Annotated in this window: 19 protein-coding genes and 3 pseudogenes; 12 read left to right on the forward strand and 10 right to left on the reverse strand. The window is 45.4% G+C overall.

Annotated elements, in window-relative coordinates:
* Positions 1-2 precede the first annotated feature (2 nt).
* Entirely contained in the window at positions 3-752 is a 750-nt protein-coding gene (locus MUN53_RS02755) for a DUF4122 family protein (RefSeq protein ID WP_008766666.1), read from the forward strand.
* Between the two features lie 114 nt (positions 753-866).
* Complete coding sequence (locus tag MUN53_RS18285) at positions 867-992, forward strand: hypothetical protein (protein WP_262918188.1); 126 nt, start codon at positions 867-869, stop codon at positions 990-992.
* 75 nt (positions 993-1,067) lie between these two features.
* Here MUN53_RS18285 and MUN53_RS02760 read toward each other — a convergent pair.
* The 10 genes and pseudogenes from MUN53_RS02760 to MUN53_RS02805 form a co-directional block, all read right to left on the reverse strand.
* Positions 1,068-1,346 (reverse strand): annotated as a pseudogene (locus tag MUN53_RS02760) (MATE family efflux transporter); the annotation flags it as partial.
* 286 nt (positions 1,347-1,632) lie between these two features.
* Positions 1,633-2,331: a hypothetical protein gene (locus tag MUN53_RS02765; protein ID WP_008766663.1), complete on the reverse strand. Its 699-nt coding sequence runs from the start codon at positions 2,329-2,331 to the stop codon at positions 1,633-1,635.
* Positions 2,332-2,333: 2 nt separating this feature from the next.
* Positions 2,334-2,996, reverse strand: coding sequence for an ABC transporter permease (locus tag MUN53_RS02770; RefSeq protein ID WP_243323314.1), 663 nt, complete (start codon positions 2,994-2,996; stop codon positions 2,334-2,336).
* A complete protein-coding gene (locus MUN53_RS02775) occupies positions 2,993-3,841 on the reverse strand; it encodes an ABC transporter ATP-binding protein (RefSeq protein WP_016270784.1) in 849 nt (282 codons plus the stop codon). The genes MUN53_RS02770 and MUN53_RS02775 overlap by 4 nt, the downstream gene beginning before the upstream one ends.
* 123 nt (positions 3,842-3,964) lie before the next feature.
* Positions 3,965-4,555 carry a TetR/AcrR family transcriptional regulator gene (locus MUN53_RS02780; protein ID WP_008766657.1) on the reverse strand — a complete coding sequence of 197 codons (591 nt, stop codon included), beginning with the start codon at positions 4,553-4,555 and terminating at the stop codon, positions 3,965-3,967.
* A 133-nt stretch (positions 4,556-4,688) separates the two neighbouring features.
* Positions 4,689-5,050 (reverse strand): annotated as a pseudogene (locus MUN53_RS02785) (VOC family protein).
* A 159-nt stretch (positions 5,051-5,209) separates the two neighbouring features.
* Positions 5,210-5,983 (reverse strand): class I SAM-dependent methyltransferase, encoded by a 774-nt coding sequence (locus tag MUN53_RS02790; protein WP_008766655.1) that lies wholly within the window; start codon positions 5,981-5,983, stop codon positions 5,210-5,212.
* Between the two features lie 204 nt (positions 5,984-6,187).
* Positions 6,188-7,969 carry an IS66 family transposase gene (gene tnpC / locus MUN53_RS02795; protein WP_243323315.1) on the reverse strand — a complete coding sequence of 594 codons (1,782 nt, stop codon included), beginning with the start codon at positions 7,967-7,969 and terminating at the stop codon, positions 6,188-6,190.
* An 87-nt stretch (positions 7,970-8,056) separates the two neighbouring features.
* Complete coding sequence (tnpB, locus tag MUN53_RS02800; RefSeq protein ID WP_007567398.1) at positions 8,057-8,401, reverse strand: IS66 family insertion sequence element accessory protein TnpB; 345 nt, start codon at positions 8,399-8,401, stop codon at positions 8,057-8,059.
* Between the two features lies 1 nt (position 8,402).
* Positions 8,403-8,771: a hypothetical protein gene (locus tag MUN53_RS02805; RefSeq protein ID WP_317236338.1), complete on the reverse strand. Its 369-nt coding sequence runs from the start codon at positions 8,769-8,771 to the stop codon at positions 8,403-8,405.
* A 451-nt stretch (positions 8,772-9,222) separates the two neighbouring features.
* Here MUN53_RS02805 and MUN53_RS02810 point away from each other — a divergent pair.
* The 10 genes and pseudogenes from MUN53_RS02810 to traM form a co-directional block, all read left to right on the forward strand.
* Positions 9,223-9,423: pseudogene (locus tag MUN53_RS02810) on the forward strand (hypothetical protein); the annotation flags it as partial.
* Between the two features lie 300 nt (positions 9,424-9,723).
* Positions 9,724-10,020 (forward strand): DUF4134 domain-containing protein, encoded by a 297-nt coding sequence (locus tag MUN53_RS02815; RefSeq protein ID WP_008766654.1) that lies wholly within the window; start codon positions 9,724-9,726, stop codon positions 10,018-10,020.
* A gap of 1 nt (position 10,021) precedes the next feature.
* Positions 10,022-10,354, forward strand: coding sequence for a DUF4133 domain-containing protein (locus MUN53_RS02820; protein WP_032841196.1), 333 nt, complete (start codon positions 10,022-10,024; stop codon positions 10,352-10,354).
* Positions 10,351-12,858 (forward strand): TraG family conjugative transposon ATPase, encoded by a 2,508-nt coding sequence (locus tag MUN53_RS02825; protein WP_016270782.1) that lies wholly within the window; start codon positions 10,351-10,353, stop codon positions 12,856-12,858. Before MUN53_RS02820 ends, MUN53_RS02825 begins: the two co-directional genes overlap by 4 nt.
* 20 nt (positions 12,859-12,878) lie before the next feature.
* Positions 12,879-13,499 (forward strand): hypothetical protein, encoded by a 621-nt coding sequence (locus MUN53_RS02830; protein ID WP_008766652.1) that lies wholly within the window; start codon positions 12,879-12,881, stop codon positions 13,497-13,499.
* A 41-nt stretch (positions 13,500-13,540) separates the two neighbouring features.
* Positions 13,541-14,170, forward strand: coding sequence for a DUF4141 domain-containing protein (locus MUN53_RS02835; RefSeq protein WP_008766651.1), 630 nt, complete (start codon positions 13,541-13,543; stop codon positions 14,168-14,170).
* 19 nt (positions 14,171-14,189) lie between these two features.
* Entirely contained in the window at positions 14,190-15,194 is a 1,005-nt protein-coding gene (traJ, locus tag MUN53_RS02840; RefSeq protein ID WP_008766650.1) for a conjugative transposon protein TraJ, read from the forward strand.
* A 27-nt stretch (positions 15,195-15,221) separates the two neighbouring features.
* The gene (gene traK / locus MUN53_RS02845) at positions 15,222-15,845 is read left to right on the forward strand and encodes a conjugative transposon protein TraK (RefSeq protein WP_008766649.1); all 624 of its coding nucleotides are present in this window, start codon (positions 15,222-15,224) and stop codon (positions 15,843-15,845) included.
* 11 nt (positions 15,846-15,856) lie between these two features.
* Positions 15,857-16,162, forward strand: coding sequence for a TraL conjugative transposon family protein (locus MUN53_RS02850; RefSeq protein WP_008766648.1), 306 nt, complete (start codon positions 15,857-15,859; stop codon positions 16,160-16,162).
* A complete protein-coding gene (gene traM, locus MUN53_RS02855; protein ID WP_008766647.1) occupies positions 16,155-17,453 on the forward strand; it encodes a conjugative transposon protein TraM in 1,299 nt (432 codons plus the stop codon). Before MUN53_RS02850 ends, traM begins: the two co-directional genes overlap by 8 nt.
* Positions 17,454-17,459 lie beyond the last annotated feature (6 nt).

Genomic DNA, 17,459 nt, shown 5'->3' on the forward strand with positions numbered 1-17,459 from the left:
CCATGGAAGCAAAAATTTATTTCACGATAAAACTCGTGTGTGCGGTTTTCATATTCCGGCAACTGTGGATATTCATCTTCAATCGGGAAATGTATGGCATTTGGGAGAAAGCCTACCGCTTGATGCGCATAGTCCGCATCAATCTATGGAAATACCGGAAGAAACGTTCGGAACAAAAAGCGCGTGAGGCCAATAAAAAGGCAAGGCGAAGGGAAAAGACCGACGCACACAACAGGCATACGGCACAGCCGTCTTCTGCTGTTACTGAAGATGTAATCGGCAAGACAAAAATTGTCTATCTCGAAGACCCGGAAGTGGCGAGAAAAACTCCGACACGTTCCGAACCTATGGAAAAAGAGTCGATAGAGGAGGATGAGGAAATCGGTCCGGATGATGTAATACAGGAAGAAAAAGGTCTCACCAAAGAGGAAAAAGAAGAATTGATGGCTCCTGTGGATGCTGAACCTGACCCGGATTTTGACACAGCCATGACCTTTGAGGATATAAACAATGTGGCAGAGGTGCTGATATCTGAAAATCCGGATGAAGAGAAAGCCATACGTGCAGCCACTACCATACATCACAAGATGCACGATACGGTTATACTATCTTTTCTCACGGACAAGTTGAGTAATCAGGAAAAGGTAAACCGCCTGGTCAGCGAATGTCTGGATGAATCGGGCAGACCGTTGGCAAAACGAAAGACCGCATCCAAGAAGGTGGAGGCTTTCAACATAGATAAATTCGTTTAATTGTTTCTTTTTGCTGTCATAGTTTTTGAAGGCATGTCGATGTGATATCGGTGTGCCTTTTCATTTTCAGAGAATATCATCGGATAAAATTCAAATAATCATATCGTTATCATAATGGCAGGATTCGTACCTTTGCAAAAAATGAATGATTATGGCAGTGACAAAAGCGATATTGGAGAAATGGATGGTGGAGCAGAAACGCCACCGCCTTTTCGACAAACAGGTGCAGATGGCCCGTGAACTGGGATTGAACCCTGGCAAGCTCGGAAAGATAGATAACCACAAGCAGGATCACGAAAAGAAAAGCCAAAAAGCGACAAGAAAAAGATGAGTCCTACAAAATGTTCTTCCCGTTTCCGAATACTGCTGTTCCCCGTTACGGCGGGCAATTACCACTTGCAACCCCAAACTGAACCCGAAGCCGAGCATATAAATCGCCAAGAACCATATTCCGGCAATGGCGGATGCGCCCAGTTCCACATCACCCACATGCCCCAAGAACAAGGCATCGGTAATATTTATCAGTTGTTCGATAAGGATGCTCATCATTACAGGAAAAGCGATGAGCCAAATTTTCTTATAGGTATAATCCATTTGTTCAAACCAATATGATACAATAAGCCATGCCGCTTGGACAGCACAACAATCTTGTAGATTTACAATTAGGGATAATGACAAGGCAGTAATAGACAAACTTAAACGATAAGCCTGTCTATTGCTGAATAGCGTTAATCGAGGGCGCTATTCGCCCGGCGTAGCTATATGCACAACTGCCATTTCATATTGTTGAACAACTATTCTTTTTCTGTTAGGGCTACAAAGATAGCGTTTTTCCCTGAATTTGTATCTGTAAACTATCAATTAGCAGTTTTAGGAGAAACTATATTTTTGTGCTATACCTATTATATAATATGCAAATCAGCCCCCCGGAAAGAAAGATAGCTGGCAGAATAAACCAATAGTTGTTACTTATCAGAAACTTGGCTATCCAAAAAGAAGGGAGAAATGAAAATACATATTGGGTACTATCTGTAATGACAAAAGGTATGATCAATCCCACCATAACCAAAGCAGATACTTTTGCAAGTGCCATACCTTCCACTTTATTCCCCGCGTATGCTAAAATAATCATAGCAGCCACAACGCTTAGTATTGTAGCCAATATGGATATGATAAATGTAGTCCATAATGACATATCTGATACGGAACAGAAAGAAAGCAGCACGAAAGAAACAATGGCTGCAAATAAAACAGGAATAATCAATCTTGATATAAGATAACCCTTCTTCCCAAGTGGGGTGATTGTGATATACCTGTTGATTTTCATATCTGTTTCATCCAATACCACCAAGACCGAAGCGAAGCAAATCATGTAAGGACACATAATTGCAAGGAATAAATCCAATATCGGATAATATAGACTGAAATCCTTTAGCATCGGATAATGCTGTACAATTAAGGGGAAAACAAACCTATATATTGCCGCTAATAGTAACGGAATACATATTATTGCAGATAACATACCATCTGAGAATATGTTTCTGATAAACATTTTGAAAGAAATAATATTCTGATTCATAATTATATCGTCATCATTTTTTTTACTGACAGACAAGAAAAAATATACATCGCAATGCACCAAATGCTTATTGCCATTAGAGATATGACACTGATATTTCCAGACATAAGTTCTATCAGACTTATACTTGGATGTAATAGCATAACTCCCGATTTATAGCCCATTGTATAAACAGATATGGGAGCTACGGATATTATTAAAGTGGGAACCATAATCAGCATAAAGTTATTCATGGTTGAAATGAAAGCGGAAAGTGATATTCCAACCAGTGTGAATAATGCTGAACCTAACATAATTCCAACAGCAAGATGTATGTAAGAATGTTCCATGCCTGAGAACAATGCGATGAGAACTCCACTTAGCAAAGAAATTAGTCCAATGGAAATTACCTTTGACAAAATGTATGCGTGTATCGATATGGGCGAAACAGCTAATGCCTGCATTACTTTTTCGCTTTTCTCGAATAATATGATTGCTCCCATAAACATTAATCCAATCAGCACGGGGTCTGAAAATATAAGGGTAGTTGTGCATAGTTCTTTCCACTGCATAGGAAGAATGCGCAATACAGCAATATACACCAGTGTAAATAGCGTATATAGGGCATAAAAACCATATTTGTATTGTTGCCGAATATCGCCAAAGTATAAACCTTTAAGTTTCATAGTAATTTCCTCCCTGTTATTTCTGAGAATATATGGTCTAATGTCGGCTCATTGCTATGTATTGACAATAAGGCATTAGCTTGAATCAGAGATTGCAGCTTTTTGTCTGTACTTATTTTGTCAAGTGCGATTGTAGTATTCAATTCTTGTTGATTCTCCAAATATGAATATGTCACTTCATTATAACGCCTTGACATGATAAGATTATGAGGAGTGTCCATAGCTTTAATGTTGCCATCGACAATAAATGCCACACGGTCACAAAGTTCGGTCGCATCGTGCATATTGTGAGTAGTCAGAATGATTGTCACTCCTTTATTTTTAAGCTCACGAATAATGTCTTTCATCACTTGGGAGTTTGAGGGGTCTAAACCTGATGTTGGCTCATCCAAAAATAACACTTTGGGTTGATGAATGATTGACCGGGCAAAGTTTAATCTGGATTTCATTCCTTTAGAAAAACCTGCCACTTTCTTGTTGGCATGTTGTGACAGTCCGACCATTTCTAATAGTTGTTCGGCAGGAATAAGCTTGCTGTCATATAAAGAGCCAAAGAATTTTAAGTTCTCCAATGCGGTGAATTTCTCATAAAAACTAGGAAATTCAAAATCGACACCAATACTCTCATAGAAATGGTCAGGCTTATTTCTAATTTCATTATTATTAATAGAAACACTCCCCTTATATTTAGGGAGCATACCTATTAATATCTTTTGAAGAGTGCTTTTTCCTGCTCCAGAAGGTCCTAAAAAGCCAAATATTTCTCCGCTTCTTACTTGAAAATTCATATTCTCAATAAATGGTAGTTGAGAATAACTAAACGATAAGTTTTTTACTGTAATCATAATTTTTAATTTTTATATTTTATGACTAAATTAGTCTATATGGTCATATTGTGAATTCAGAGCATCGCCATGTAGCATATTTGCACATAGTCAGTTGATATTATATAATCTTATTGTGTTGGATTAGTCTTTAAGTAGTTGCTTTACTATTCCCCTAACTATAAACTTGAAAACTTCATTGTAAATATCTGTTCCAATTGTTTTCTCGTTTAGAATAGTCAAGAATGCAGCTCTTAAAGCCCCTGCAAATACCTTTGTGTCAATTGATTTACTTTCTGGAATAAATTTCAGCACTTCGTTTGCCAGCATGACATCATCATCTACGTGTTGTGAAAGTACTTCTTGAGGGAGCTTTCTACTTAGATATTCCACGTCACTATTCACAAAGACAGATACAAAGTATGGCTTGTTGTTGATTAGCAAGTCAGATATAATATCTGTCAATGTATCAACCGTAATATTATCGGTATGCTTATTTATGGCATTAAGAAATTCTTTTTCCAATTTCTTATGATAGTCTATTATTGTATCAAAAAAAAGAAGTTCTTTTGATGTATAGAATAGATAAAATGCTCCTTTAGAAATATTAGCATATTTAACAAGCTCATCTACAGAAGTTTTACGTACCCCTTGTTGCTGGATAAATAGCAAAGCTCCTTCTTTGAGTTTATCCTTTATAAGCTTCCTTTCGTTGTCATCAAATGCTTTTGCCATACCGTGTGACTATTTTATTATTATTGGTCACTGCAAACATAAGCGTTATTTTTGAATTGACAAAGAAATATCAGTTTATTTTTCCCCAGAAAGTTACTTCATATCAACTTGCAGTTATATCTTTCGACACAAATTAGTCAGTGTAAAGTCCAATGTGATTGCCCGCAGGGTCAGCAAATACGGCAAAATACCATTTCCCATCGGCTTGAATTTTAGTCTTGGGATAACTATGCTGCCACCTTGCTTCATTACTTGCCGGATTGACCTGTCAATGTCTTCACAGTTAAAGTGAATTAATACACCATGCTCTGAGGGTTTGAAGTTCGGTGCATAAGATATAGTACCTACCGTTTGTCCGTCCTGCACGAAACAAGCCATTTTCTCGTTATTATATTCGGCTACCATAAGTTCAACTCCCAAGATTGTTTGATAGAAATTTACTGATTGGTAGAAGTAGGTAACGGGAATTTCAAAGAATGCGATTAAATTTTTCACGTTCTTTTTCTTTTAGTTGCTATTTTGTCCTGCGCTAAGACAGTGCAAAATTACGATTGGCATAAGGAACTGGATAGAACGAAGGGGACATTTTAGAGGGTGCAACTTCACACGTTGTTGCCCCCTCCCTGTTGTTAACTTTCACTGACAGTGAAAGTTTTAGATTTTCTTTCCGATATAAAATACATAGCCATAAAAGCCTTTATACTTATTGTATAATGCTTCTTCAAGATGCTGAAACTCTATGATTTTCTTTACGGTTTCATTATGGGGATATTTTTTCAGCATTAGTTTACGGGCTTCACTCAAAGGCTGATAGTAATGTTCCGTCCAGCATTTTTCCGGCAACACAAATGAAGCAACTGGGAGATAGCCAGCTCTCTGCATTTGTGCGACTTTAACAGGAATTGTATCTATCTCTTGATACCCCTGCATCCAAAAATCGTGTATTTCAGCCGGACGCTTTTCTGTAAACCATGAACTTTCCGAAACTGCAATATACCCATTAGGTTTCAAATAATCACGCCATTCATTTATACCTCTCTCAAAGCCGATATTATAAATAGCACCTTCCGACCATATCAAGTCTAAAGATTCTTTTTCAAAAGGTAGATTGTCCATTGAGCCGACAATCCCCTTTACTCTATTTTGCAAATTCAGCTTTAAGGCATCAAGATTAAACTTGTCAATAAACCCTGAAAAGAAATCAAGTCCTGTAATAGTTCCTGATACATTTTGTGCCAAAACCATAGTTTGACCTCCCGTTCCACAACCAATGTCTGCAATCTGCGCAGTATCACTCAGATTATCAATGAAACTTAAAGCCTTTAATGTAACATCAGGACTTCCCGGACCTTGCCTTTTTGTATTAAGAAAAAAATCACAAATTAAATTTACATCAAACCCGTAAATTGTGTTGTTATTGTTATTCATTTTTATTGTATATATTGTGTACAGGGAAAATATGATGATACCTTACCTATACACAGATTAAAATTATAATATAAGCACACGAAAATAGCCCCCGAAAAGAATTATCCGAGAGTAAACGTAACCATTCTATTTTCCGCCACGACAATTTTATCGGCTGTTTTTCAGCCGATAAAATAAAAATGTCCGTAAGAAAATATTTTTGTTTTAACATTCCGATTGATAAAAACATGGCAGAAGGGCTTTTTTGTCGCAGTCCTTACCATGAAGAATACATTCAAACAAGTGCTTCAGGTAATCCTGAGGATCTATGTCATTAAGTTTACAGCTTTCTATCAGAGAGAAGATGAATGCCGAGTTTCCTGCTGCATCCTCACTGCCGATGTTCATACAGTTCTTGAGCAGCAGCTTTACAGGTTTCATCCTTTGCTCACAGAGGTTGTTCGATATTTCCGCTGCACCGTCCTTGAGGATATTTTTCAAGGATTTCCACTGGTTTATCGTATAGTTCACAGCCTTTCTCATCAGTTCGTTTGCCATGAGTTTGGTATCCTGCATCATCATGACCACCTTATGATGGATACGTTCAAGAATAGGTCTCGTAAGCTTAAGTCTTTTTTCCTTAATCTGCTCACCGCTGAGTTTCATTGTGCGGAACAAGTCTTCATTTCTGAACATATCACCGATAGGGTCTATTATATCCATCGCAGTTCTGTCTGATGGCAAGGCATCGACCCACAACCTCCTGCAGTGTGTCCAGCAGCCTATATGAAGCACCTTTGAGTCTTCTCCGTCGAACATCCTGTAAACCGTATATCCGTCTGTAGATACAGATCCCATAAAATGTTCAAGGAAGGTCTTTGCTACATCAGAGGCTCTGCTGCCGTTATTGTAATGATAGTAAACCAACTTGACATGCTTTGCAAAAAAAGCCCATAAATACTTTCTCCTGTAAGCCTTGCCTTCCGGTGTTTCAACTCCGACAAGTTCGGTCGTCTCGTCAACCATAAGGTATTTTGCCTGTTGTACAAACTCCTTGAAGACATCTTCCATAAACTCCCTAAGTCTGGAGATTCCGTTATGGATATAGCTGTTCAGCGTGGTGTTGCTTATGTGGATGCCTTCTCTTGCAAGCAGTCTTATCTGTCTGTTTTCAGGCATACTTAAGTCATATTTCAGACAAAGCAGACGGGCAAGCAAATCAGGGGAAAAGATTCCTCCAAGGTTTTTCAAGGGATGCTCCATCGTGTTAGTGAAAGTACCGTCTGCAAGCTTTACCCTTGCCACCTTGTACACATGTTCCACGTTATGAGCACGAACATGTTCTATAAACCTGTATTCCCACACATCAGCCATTCCGTTACGGTTCATAAGCCTTGCGCCATCCGGGAGTTGGTAATAGTCTTCTATCTCATGAACAATTACCTTACCCACCTTCAGTCTGGTCTTTTCTGCACGGGGAGCAGTTTCCTTTTTCCTTGAAGGTCTGCAGTCCTGTGCAGATACGTTACCGGAAGAGGTATTGCTGCCGGTACCGTTACCATCGGTCTTATTATCATCATCACCTTTCTTGCCAGAACCGTCGTACTCGGACTTCTCCATTGCAGACTTGTCAATGTTACGGTTGTTCAGCAGCCTTCTTTGTTCTGAGGTACGGCCGAAACGGTGTTTCCTGCTGCCCTCAAGCTGAAGCCTGAGATTGGATATCTCATTTGCCAGCATCATGTTCACCTCGTCTTTTGCCTCAAGCTGCTTTCTCATAAGTTCCATCTCTTTCCTGTAATGTTCAACCGTACTCAATTGCTTTTCGAGGGATTCTTTGAGGTCATTGATTGTATCAACCAGAGCCTTGGAGTTCTCTTTGTTGGATTCTTCAATAGCCTTAAGCCTCGCAATCAGTTCGTTTACTTGTTTGCGAAGTCCTGCCTTTTCCTCATTAGCCAGACCCAGCTGGCAGCAAAGTAACTCGTATGCCCTTTCATCAATCATGATATAAAGGTACGGAAAATCAGGCAGTTACGCAAACTTTTTATCGTTTGTTTTTGCATCATTTTGTTGATAATCAATGTATTAATATTAATCTTTCGGACTAACGTACATCTTGTCAACTACTATACTTTCAGTAAGATAGGCCATGTCCGACCATTGTATCCGGTAGCATTTGGAGACTTCATCAAACACAGGTTTCTTGAATCTCCCCATGACAGGACGTTTCTCGTAAAGCACATAAAATCCGCGTTCATAATGAAGTATTTTCACAACTTTTCGGTTCCTGGACATAAACATATATACATTGGATGCATCGCTCGGGTCAAGTGACATCTCTTCCCTTATACTCTCACACAGGCGGAAGATTCCTTTCCGCAAATCAACATTACCGTTAAACAGGTAATAGTTCAGGTTAGCACTCAGTCCAAGCATATCATCCTATCATTTTATTAAGCAACAGGCTCAAGTCAAGAACTGTGGTGTTTCTCAGGAACAGTGTGGCACCTGATGTCAATTGCAGCTTAACCCATCTTATAGGAGGTTCACCTTCAGGCTGTTTAACTTCCATCTTCACGGTTGGACTGTTGCAAGGCTTGCCGGTTATCCGGACTTTGGCAACCTTGGGCTGCTCAACCTGGACTGTCTTGCCTAACTTCTCGCTCCACAGCTGGTGACGCTGCCAGTTCATGAACTTGTCGTAATTTACTCCATAATCAGCACAGAACTCCCGAAGATCCTTGGTCTCGCTGCATAACTGGTAGAGGTCATATACCTCCTGGTAGTTTACTTTCTCTTTTGCCATAATCATTTTTGTTAAAGGTTACGGCGCAAAGATATGTCGGCTAACAACTTATGTCAAGGCGGAAAATAGAATGGTTACAGAGTAAACGTAAAGAACAATCTACATTAGAAATGCAGATTGCTTACAACACAATATCCGATTGGTTTGTTTTCTTCATGCGAGCGAAGGTAGTGAATTATTTTATGCCATGCAAATTCAGCTTTGAATTTAGGTCGAGTATGCCTGGGCATTTCAGCCCAAACCTACTCGACCCAATCGTAAAAAGTTTATTTTCAATGATTTGTGTTTGTAGAAATAGAATGGTATCTTTGAACTGAAGATAAAGGCAGACACAATCCCGACAAGGGAAGCCAAATGTCCTTTGAAAAAAGTACCTAATTCGTATCCATCAAAAGATTGAGGTACGCTAAAATATTGATTTTAAGACTTGTGAACTGCTCGATTCAAGTCCCGAGCGGAACCGAGGAAAGTGCCGCTTCCACAGCTTATAGAGCACATCTATTTCAAGCGGTTCAAGCGTGAGAAACCGGAAACGGTCAAGCCGCTGAAACAGATTCTGAAGGAAATGGAGACCAAGAAGAAGCTGCAAAAAGAGAAAAAGGAGGAACGGAGGAAACAGCGTGCCCTCTCTTCCGATTCCGCAGCAGAGTAAACAGCGTTCACATGACATGAAGCGAAGTCTGAAAGCCGTCCGGTTTTCAGGCTTCGCTTTTTTGGTGATTCGAACCAATTGTCGCTTTTTCATTCCTCATGAAGAGTGCCCGTTTTTATTTTCTGTTTTTCCCATCCTTCCCTGCCCAAAATCCTCTTTTTTATCGTTTGGAAAATCCTTGCTGATGTAACGTGATGACATACGATGACACGCATCGTAAGGTTTGTAAATCAATGAATTAAACGCTATATATTCGCTGTCGAAATGATTTTTTGTTTCACCAATTAAAATTTTCGACACATGAAAAAAAGATTCTTTTCGGCAGCTTTCATGCTGCTTGCGACAGTCGGGGCTTTCGCCCAGGGTAACGGTATCGGCGGCATTACGGAAGCCACCAACATGGTCACTTCCTACTTCGACCCCGGCACCAAGTTGATTTACGCCATCGGAGCCGTCGTCGGCCTGATCGGGGGCGTGAAGGTCTATTCCAAGTTCTCCTCGGGCGACCCTGACACCTCGAAGACCGCCGCGAGCTGGTTCGGCGCATGTATCTTCCTTATCGTGGCCGCTACCATCTTACGCTCATTCTTCCTGTAACATGGCGAAGTATCCGGTCAACAAGGGGATAGGCCGCAGCCCGGAGTTCAAAGGGCTCAAGAGTCAGTACCTGTTCATCTTCGCGGGCGGGCTGCTCGCCCTGTTCGTGGTGTTCGTCATCATGTACATGGTGGGTATCGACCAGTGGGTCTGCATCGGTTTCGGTGTCGTTTCCGCTTCGGTGCTTGTCTGGGCGACATTCCGAATGAACGCGAAGTACGGCGAATGGGGGCTTATGAAACTCCACGCGCTGCGTAGCCATCCCCGCTACATCATCAACCGGAGGAAGTTCCTTCGGTTGATTTCTCCAACCGCAAAAAAAGGAAAAGTATGAGAAATGTAATGAAAACAGCAACGCTGGAAAGCAAATTCCCGTTGCTCTCGGTGGAGCACGGATGCATCGTCAGCAAGGACGCGGACATTACCGTGGCTTACAAGGTGGAGCTGCCTGAACTCTTCACGCTCACGAAGGCGGAATACGAGGCCGTCCACTCGACCTGGGCGAAAGCGGTCAAGGTGCTGCCGAACTACAGCATCGTGCACAAGCAGGACTTCTTTATCGAGGAAAGCTACCGTCCCGACATTTGCAAGGACGACCTGAGTTTTCTCAGCCGCAGCTTCGAGCGGCATTTCAACGAACGCCCGTATTTGCAGCACACCTGCTACCTGTTCCTGACCAAGACGACTAAGGAACGCAACCGCACGACCAGCAGCTTCAACGCCCTCACGCGGAATTTCATCATCCCGAAGGAAATGACGGACAGGGAGACCATCACCCGTTTCATGGAGAGCTGTGAGCAGTTCGAGCGTATCGTCAACGACAGCGGTCTCCTTCGCATGACACGCCTGACGGATGAGGAAATCACGGGAACGGACACCTCTGCGGGAATCATCGAGAAATACTTCTCGCTCTCGCAGGAGGACACCGCCTGCTTGCAGGACCTGTCACTCGGTGCCGGGGAGATGAAGATAGGCGACAACTACCTCTGCCTGCACACCCTTTCCGACCCGGAGGACCTGCCCTCAAACGTGGCTACCGATTGCCGCTACGAACGGTTGTCCACCGACCGGAGCGACTGCCGCCTCTCCTTCGCCGCGCCGATAGGCATCCTGCTCACATGCAACCATGTCGTGAACCAGTACCTCTTCATCGACGATTCGGCGGAGAGCCTGCGCAAGTTCGAGCAGACCGCGAGGAACATGCACTCGCTTTCCCGTTACAGCCGTTCCAACCAGATCAACCGCGAATGGATCGAGGAATACCTGAACGAGGCGCACAGCAAGGGGCTGACTTCTATCCGGGCACACTGCAACGTCATGGCATGGAGCGACGACCGGGAGAAACTCAAACGCATCAAGAACGATGTCGGCAGCCAGCTGGCACTCATGGAGGCGAAGCCGCGCCACAACACGGTAGATGTCCCGACGCTGTTCTGGGCGGCGATACCCGGCAATGCCGGTGATTTCCCGTTCGAGGAGAGTTTCCACACCTTCATCGAGCAGGCGTTGTGCCTGTTCATCGGGGAAACGTCCTACAAGGATTCGCTATCGCCGTTCGGCATCCGCATGGTGGACCGGCTGACGGGCAAGCCCGTTCATCTGGATATTTCCGACCTGCCGATGAAGAACGGTACAATCACGAATAGGAATAAATTTATACTCGGACCCTCCGGTTCGGGCAAGTCTTTCTTCACCAACCACATGGTGCGCCAATATTATGAACAAGGGACCCACGTGCTTTTGGTGGATACCGGAAATTCCTATCAGGGACTGTGCAACCTTATCCACGCGAGGACACACGGCGAGGACGGCATCTACTTTACCTACAAGGAGGAAGACCCGATTGCCTTCAACCCTTTCTACGTGGAGGACGGCGTGTTCGACATCGAGAAAAAGGAATCCATCAAGACGCTCATCCTGACCCTTTGGAAACGTGACGACGAACCGCCCACGAGAGCCGAGGAGGTGGCACTGTCCAATGCCGTGAACCTCTTTTTGGCGAATATCCGCAAGGACAGGAGCATCAAGCCCTCCTTCAATAGTTTTTACGAGTTCATCCGTGACGAGTATCAGGACATCCTGAAGGAAAAGCGCACCCGCGAGAAGGATTTCGATGTATTCAACTTCCTGAACGTGCTTGAACCTTACTACCGGGGCGGCGAGTATGACTACCTTCTGAACAGCGACAAGCAGCTTGATTTACTCGGTAAACGTTTCATTGTATTTGAGTTAGACAATATCAAGGACAACAAGGTACTGTTCCCGATTGTGACCATCATCATCATGGAAACCTTCATCAACAAGATGAGGAAGTTGAAAGGTGTCCGTAAGATGATATTGCTGGAAGAAGCCTGGAAAGCCATCAGCAAGGAGGGCATGGCGGAATATCTGAAGTATCTCTTTAAGACCGTCAGAAAGTTCTTCGGCGAGGCCGTTGTCGTCACGCAGGAGGTCGAGGATATCATTTCGTCTCCTATTGTCAAAAGTACCATCATCAACAACAGCGACTGCAAGATTCTTCTTGACCAGCGCAAATACATGAACAAGTTCGACGAGATACAGGCGTTGCTCGGCCTGACCGACAAGGAACGTGCGCAGATCCTTTCCATCAACATGGCGAACAATCCTTCCAGAAAGTACAAGGAGGTCTGGATTGGTCTGGGAGGTACACAATCGGCGGTATATGCCACAGAAGTTTCACTTGAGGAATATTATTGCTACACGACTGAGGAAACGGAAAAGCTGGAACTGTTCCGTCTTTCCGAAAAGTTAGGTGGCAATATCGAGCTTGCCATCAAGCAGTTGTCGGAGAGCAAACGTGAGAAGAACATCTTATAAACCATCTAAAAATCACAAGTATGTATAGCGATTTGGAATCAGACCAGAGGAAACGCGAGGAAGTCATCTCGTCCCTTTATTGGTCATTGATGCAGAATTGGGACATTCCGAAATCCATTTATGACCATTACGGATTTACAGAGGATTACCGGCTGTTCCATCAACTTGAAGAGTTGGAGCCTGCCGAATACAAGCGGAAAAGAGAAACCGGTGAAGTTCCTGATATTCTGGAAGTGGATGCAAGGCTGACCCGCACAGTCGAAAAGGTCTTTGAGAGTTTGTGCGGTAAACCTCCTGCACCGTATCTCGACAAGATGAACGAGGAACTGGAGAAGTTGGGACAGATTGCCGCCTTGCCGGATTCCGTCCATGACATCCTCCATATCACTCCTGCCTTTCTCGTCAAGTACGGTATAGACAAAAATGCCTCTGCCACGGAACGCTCCTGTCAAGCGGAGAAAGCATATCGGGCACTGGATGCCAGGTTTGTGAAGATGACAGGACGCAGACCGTATGCCGATGAGCTTTTCGCTTCCCTCAGACAAAGGAAGGAAAAGACGCCGGAGGCGAAACGTCCGAAGCAGGTACACAAGCCTATCCTCCGCAACTCGCCGTCCAAAGGGCGAAAGATGGGACTTTGACATTCAACAGAATTTTATTCACCAATTAAAACAGTTACATCATGAAAAAGAAAATTCTCATGCTGTGTATGGGCTGTTTCTTCATCAGCCTTACAGCGAAAGCGCAATGGGTCGTGAGCGATCCCGGCAATCTTGCCCAGGGTATCATCAATGCCGCCAAGAATATCGTTCACACGTCTTCCACCGCGAGCAACATGCTCAACAATTTTCAGGAGACAGTGAAGATTTATAAACAGGGCAAGGAGTATTACGATGGACTCCGCAAGATCAAGAACCTTGTCCGCGATGCACGTAAGGTGCAGCAGACCATCCTCATGGTCGGCGACATCACGGATATCTACGTGAACAGTTTCGAGCGTATGCTCAGCGACCCTTATTTCACGCCGGAAGAGCTGAGTGCCATTGCAATCGGTTACACGAAGTTGCTGGAAGAGAGCGCACACCTGCTGAACGACCTGAAAACGGTGGTCAACGAGAACGGACTTTCGATGAACGACAAGGAGCGGATGGATATCATCGACCGCTGCTACACCGATATGCTGCAATATCGCAGCCTGGTGCAATATTACACCAACAAGAACATCGGCGTTTCCTACCTGCGTGCCAAGAAACGGAACGACCTGGACCGTGTGATGGCCCTTTACGGCTCACCGAATGAACGTTACTGGTAATCCCTAATCCGATTCACTTATGGTATTGTTGGCAATAAATTTCGACAACCTGCATCAGATCCTGCAAAACCTCTACACGGATATGATGCCGCTCTGCTCGCAGATGACGGGTGTGGCGAAAGGACTCGCGGGGCTTGGCGCCCTGTTTTACGTGGCCTACCGGGTATGGCAGTCTCTGGCAAGGGCGGAGCCCGTGGATGTCTTTCCCCTTCTCCGTCCGTTTGCGTTGGGGTTATGTATCATGTTTTTCCCGACCATCGTGCTGGGCACGCTGAACAGTGTCATGTCGCCTATCGTGAAAGGTACACATTCAATACTGGAGGCACAGACCTTCGACATGAACGAGTACCGTGCGCAGAAGGACAGGCTGGAGTTCGAGGCGATGAAGCGCAATCCCGAGACGGCCTATCTGGTCGACAAGGAGTCTTTCGACAACAAACTGGACGAATTGGGGGTTATGGACGCGATAGAGGCCTGCGGGATGTATGTAGACCGGGCAATGTACAACATGAAGAAGGCGGTTCAGAATTTCTTCCGCGAACTGCTGGAACTCATGTTCAACGCGGCCGCCCTTGTCATCGACACGCTGCGGACGTTCTTCCTGATTGTGCTTTCGATACTGGGACCGATTTCGTTCGCCCTGTCCTGCTGGGACGGTTTCCAGGCCTCGCTCAGCCAATGGTTCGTCCGTTATATCAGCATTTACCTGTGGCTCCCGGTGAGTGACCTCTTCAGCAGTGTGCTGGCACGGATACAGGTGTTGATGCTCCGGCAGGACATCGAACAGCTTTCCGACCCGAACTTCATCCCGGACGGCTCCAACGGGGTTTACATCACTTTTCTGATTATCGGTATCATCGGGTATTTCACCATCCCAACAGTGGCCAACTGGATTATCCAGGCAGGAGGCGGTGCAGGCAATTACGGCAAGAACGTGACCCAGACGGCATCCAAGACCGGTTCCGTGGTGGCAGGAGCCGGCGGTGCGGCGGTAGGCAACATCGCAGGAAGGCTCATCAAATAGTAATAACCATCTTAAAACGACATTGGAATGGAATTCAAATCATTAAAAAACATCGAGACCAGTTTCAGGCATTTGCGTCTGTTCGGTATCGTCTATCTCTGCGCGTGTACCCTGCTTGTGGGATATTCGGTGTGGAAGGCATACGGCTTTGCCGAGGCGCAGAGGCAGAAAATCTATGTGCTGGACGAGGGGAAGTCGCTCATGCTCGCCCTCTCGCAGGACCTGGAGCAGAACCGTCCCGTGGAGGCGAGGGAGCATGTCAGACGCTTCCATGAGCTATTTTTCTCGCTGGCTCCTGACAAGAGTGCGATAGAGGGCAATATCCAGCGTGCCATGTTCCTGAGCGACCGCTCTGCCTATGCCCATTACCGGGATCTGGCGGAACAGGGCTACTACAACCGGATCATCTCCGGCAACATGAGCCAGCGCATCGGGATTGACAGCGTGAAATGCGACTTCAACAGCTACCCGTATGAGGTAGTGACGTATGCCCGCCTTTCCATCATCCGGGAGAAGAGCGTGACGGAGCGCAGCCTCGTCACGCGGGGCAGGCTGCTCAATTCCACCCGCAGCGACAACAATCCGCACGGCTTCATCCTCGAAGCCTTCCGTGTGGTGGAAAACAGGGACATCAGAGTATATGACCGTTAAATTTTGAATGTATGAAAAAGATGCTTGTAAAAATCAGGGACTTGGCCGAAGAAAAACTGCGCGCTGCCTGCGCCGGGTTGAGTCCTGAAAAGAGAGTGATAACCATCGTCGTGCTGACCGTCCTGTTCGCGCTTGGGAATTTCTACATGATTTTCCGCGCCATATACGACATTGGACGGGAGGATGCCAAACGTGAGGTCATCGAGATAACCCCGCTGGATATCCCGGACTTTATTCAGGCGGACACCCTTACGGACAGTAAAATCCGCGAGATGGAAGAGTTTTTTAACCAGTTCAACAAAGAAGACAATGAGTAACGATGCAAACAAATTGAGACAGAGGCAGGAAATCAGGAAATACCTGGTCTTTGCCGGAATGTTCCTCCTGTTTGTCGGCTGCATGTGGCTGATTTTCGCGCCGTCCAAGGAGGAACGGCAGAGGGAGGAAAGGAATGCCGGTTTCAATTCCGAACTGCCCGACCCGAGAGGGGCAGGTATCGAGGCGGACAAGATTGCCGCCTACGAGCAGGCGGACATGAAACGCAGGCAGGAAGAGAAGATGCGCACGCTGGAGGATTTTTCCGCGCTTGCCGATGAAAACAGGCAGAATGAAACAAGCAGTCCTGTCGTGGAAATACCGCAGGAGCGGGAATCCGAAAGTGCATCATCCTATCGTGGCAGTGGAAACCGCAGGAATGGGGCCATATCTTCGTCCACATCCGCCTATAACGATATTAACGCCACGCTCGGCAGTTTCTATGAGGCACCGAGAGAAGACCCCGAAAAGGAGGCATTGAAAGCCGAGGTGGAGCAGTTGAAGCAGGCTGCCGCGGTACAGCAACCCGCACAGATGACCTACGAGGAGCAGGTAGCATTGCTGGAAAAATCTTACGAACTGGCCGCCAAATATACGCCGGGCAAGGATGGCGCAGGTACGGAAAAACGGGAAGAAACCGAACCTGCCGCCAACGGCAGGAAGGCAAGAGCCGTTCCCGTGGGACAGGTCTCCACACCGGTGGTGTCATCGCTTCCGCAACCCGTCAGTGATTCCGTACTGTTGGCACGGATGGCACAGACCGGATATGCTGGATTCCATACCGCCGTGGGAAAGACGGCTGACGGGCATACGAGGAATACCATCCGTGCCTGCGTGCATGGTGACCAGACCATAAGAAGCGGGCAGAGCGTTAGGTTAAGGCTTTTGGAACCGATGCGTGTCGGCAGGTATGTCCTTCCACGCAACTCCCTTGTCACGGGCGAGGGGCGCATACAAGGCGAAAGGCTCGGCATTGGAATCATACAGGTGGAGCACGACGGCATCATCATTCCCGTGGAGCTTGCCGTGTATGACAATGACGGACAGGAGGGCATCTTCATTCCCGGCTCGATGGAAGCGAATGCCGCCAAGGAGGTAGCGGCCAACTTGGGACAAAACCTTGGCACGAGCATATCCATCACCAACCAGTCAGCCGGAGACCAGCTGCTCTCCGAACTCGGCAGGGGTGCCATACAGGGAGTGTCGCAATACATATCCCGGAAGATGCGGGAGGAAAAAGTACACCTCAAATCCGGTTATACCCTGATGCTTTACCAGAACGATAATCAATAACCCATT

This window comes from Parabacteroides faecalis (assembly GCF_022809355.1).
GTDB classification, from domain to species: Bacteria; Bacteroidota; Bacteroidia; order Bacteroidales; family Tannerellaceae; genus Parabacteroides; species Parabacteroides faecalis.

Excerpts from the sequence above, each read along its gene's own strand:
- MUN53_RS02755 (WP_008766666.1), top strand. The coding sequence starts at position 3 with ATGGAAGCAAAAATTTATTTCACGATAAAACTCGTGTGTGCGGTTTTC.
- MUN53_RS18285 (WP_262918188.1), top strand. The coding sequence starts at position 867 with ATGGCAGGATTCGTACCTTTGCAAAAAATGAATGATTATGGCAGTGAC.
- MUN53_RS02765 (WP_008766663.1), bottom strand. The coding sequence starts at position 2,331 with ATGAATCAGAATATTATTTCTTTCAAAATGTTTATCAGAAACATATTC.
- MUN53_RS02770 (WP_243323314.1), bottom strand. The coding sequence starts at position 2,996 with ATGAAACTTAAAGGTTTATACTTTGGCGATATTCGGCAACAATACAAA.
- MUN53_RS02775 (WP_016270784.1), bottom strand. The coding sequence starts at position 3,841 with ATGATTACAGTAAAAAACTTATCGTTTAGTTATTCTCAACTACCATTT.
- MUN53_RS02780 (WP_008766657.1), bottom strand. The coding sequence starts at position 4,555 with ATGGCAAAAGCATTTGATGACAACGAAAGGAAGCTTATAAAGGATAAA.
- MUN53_RS02790 (WP_008766655.1), bottom strand. The coding sequence starts at position 5,983 with ATGAATAACAATAACAACACAATTTACGGGTTTGATGTAAATTTAATT.
- tnpC (WP_243323315.1), bottom strand. The coding sequence starts at position 7,969 with ATGATTGATGAAAGGGCATACGAGTTACTTTGCTGCCAGCTGGGTCTG.
- tnpB (WP_007567398.1), bottom strand. The coding sequence starts at position 8,401 with ATGCTTGGACTGAGTGCTAACCTGAACTATTACCTGTTTAACGGTAAT.
- MUN53_RS02805 (WP_317236338.1), bottom strand. The coding sequence starts at position 8,771 with ATGGCAAAAGAGAAAGTAAACTACCAGGAGGTATATGACCTCTACCAG.
- MUN53_RS02815 (WP_008766654.1), top strand. The coding sequence starts at position 9,724 with ATGAAAAAAAGATTCTTTTCGGCAGCTTTCATGCTGCTTGCGACAGTC.
- MUN53_RS02820 (WP_032841196.1), top strand. The coding sequence starts at position 10,022 with ATGGCGAAGTATCCGGTCAACAAGGGGATAGGCCGCAGCCCGGAGTTC.
- MUN53_RS02825 (WP_016270782.1), top strand. The coding sequence starts at position 10,351 with ATGAGAAATGTAATGAAAACAGCAACGCTGGAAAGCAAATTCCCGTTG.
- MUN53_RS02830 (WP_008766652.1), top strand. The coding sequence starts at position 12,879 with ATGTATAGCGATTTGGAATCAGACCAGAGGAAACGCGAGGAAGTCATC.
- MUN53_RS02835 (WP_008766651.1), top strand. The coding sequence starts at position 13,541 with ATGAAAAAGAAAATTCTCATGCTGTGTATGGGCTGTTTCTTCATCAGC.
- traJ (WP_008766650.1), top strand. The coding sequence starts at position 14,190 with ATGGTATTGTTGGCAATAAATTTCGACAACCTGCATCAGATCCTGCAA.
- traK (WP_008766649.1), top strand. The coding sequence starts at position 15,222 with ATGGAATTCAAATCATTAAAAAACATCGAGACCAGTTTCAGGCATTTG.
- MUN53_RS02850 (WP_008766648.1), top strand. The coding sequence starts at position 15,857 with ATGAAAAAGATGCTTGTAAAAATCAGGGACTTGGCCGAAGAAAAACTG.
- traM (WP_008766647.1), top strand. The coding sequence starts at position 16,155 with ATGAGTAACGATGCAAACAAATTGAGACAGAGGCAGGAAATCAGGAAA.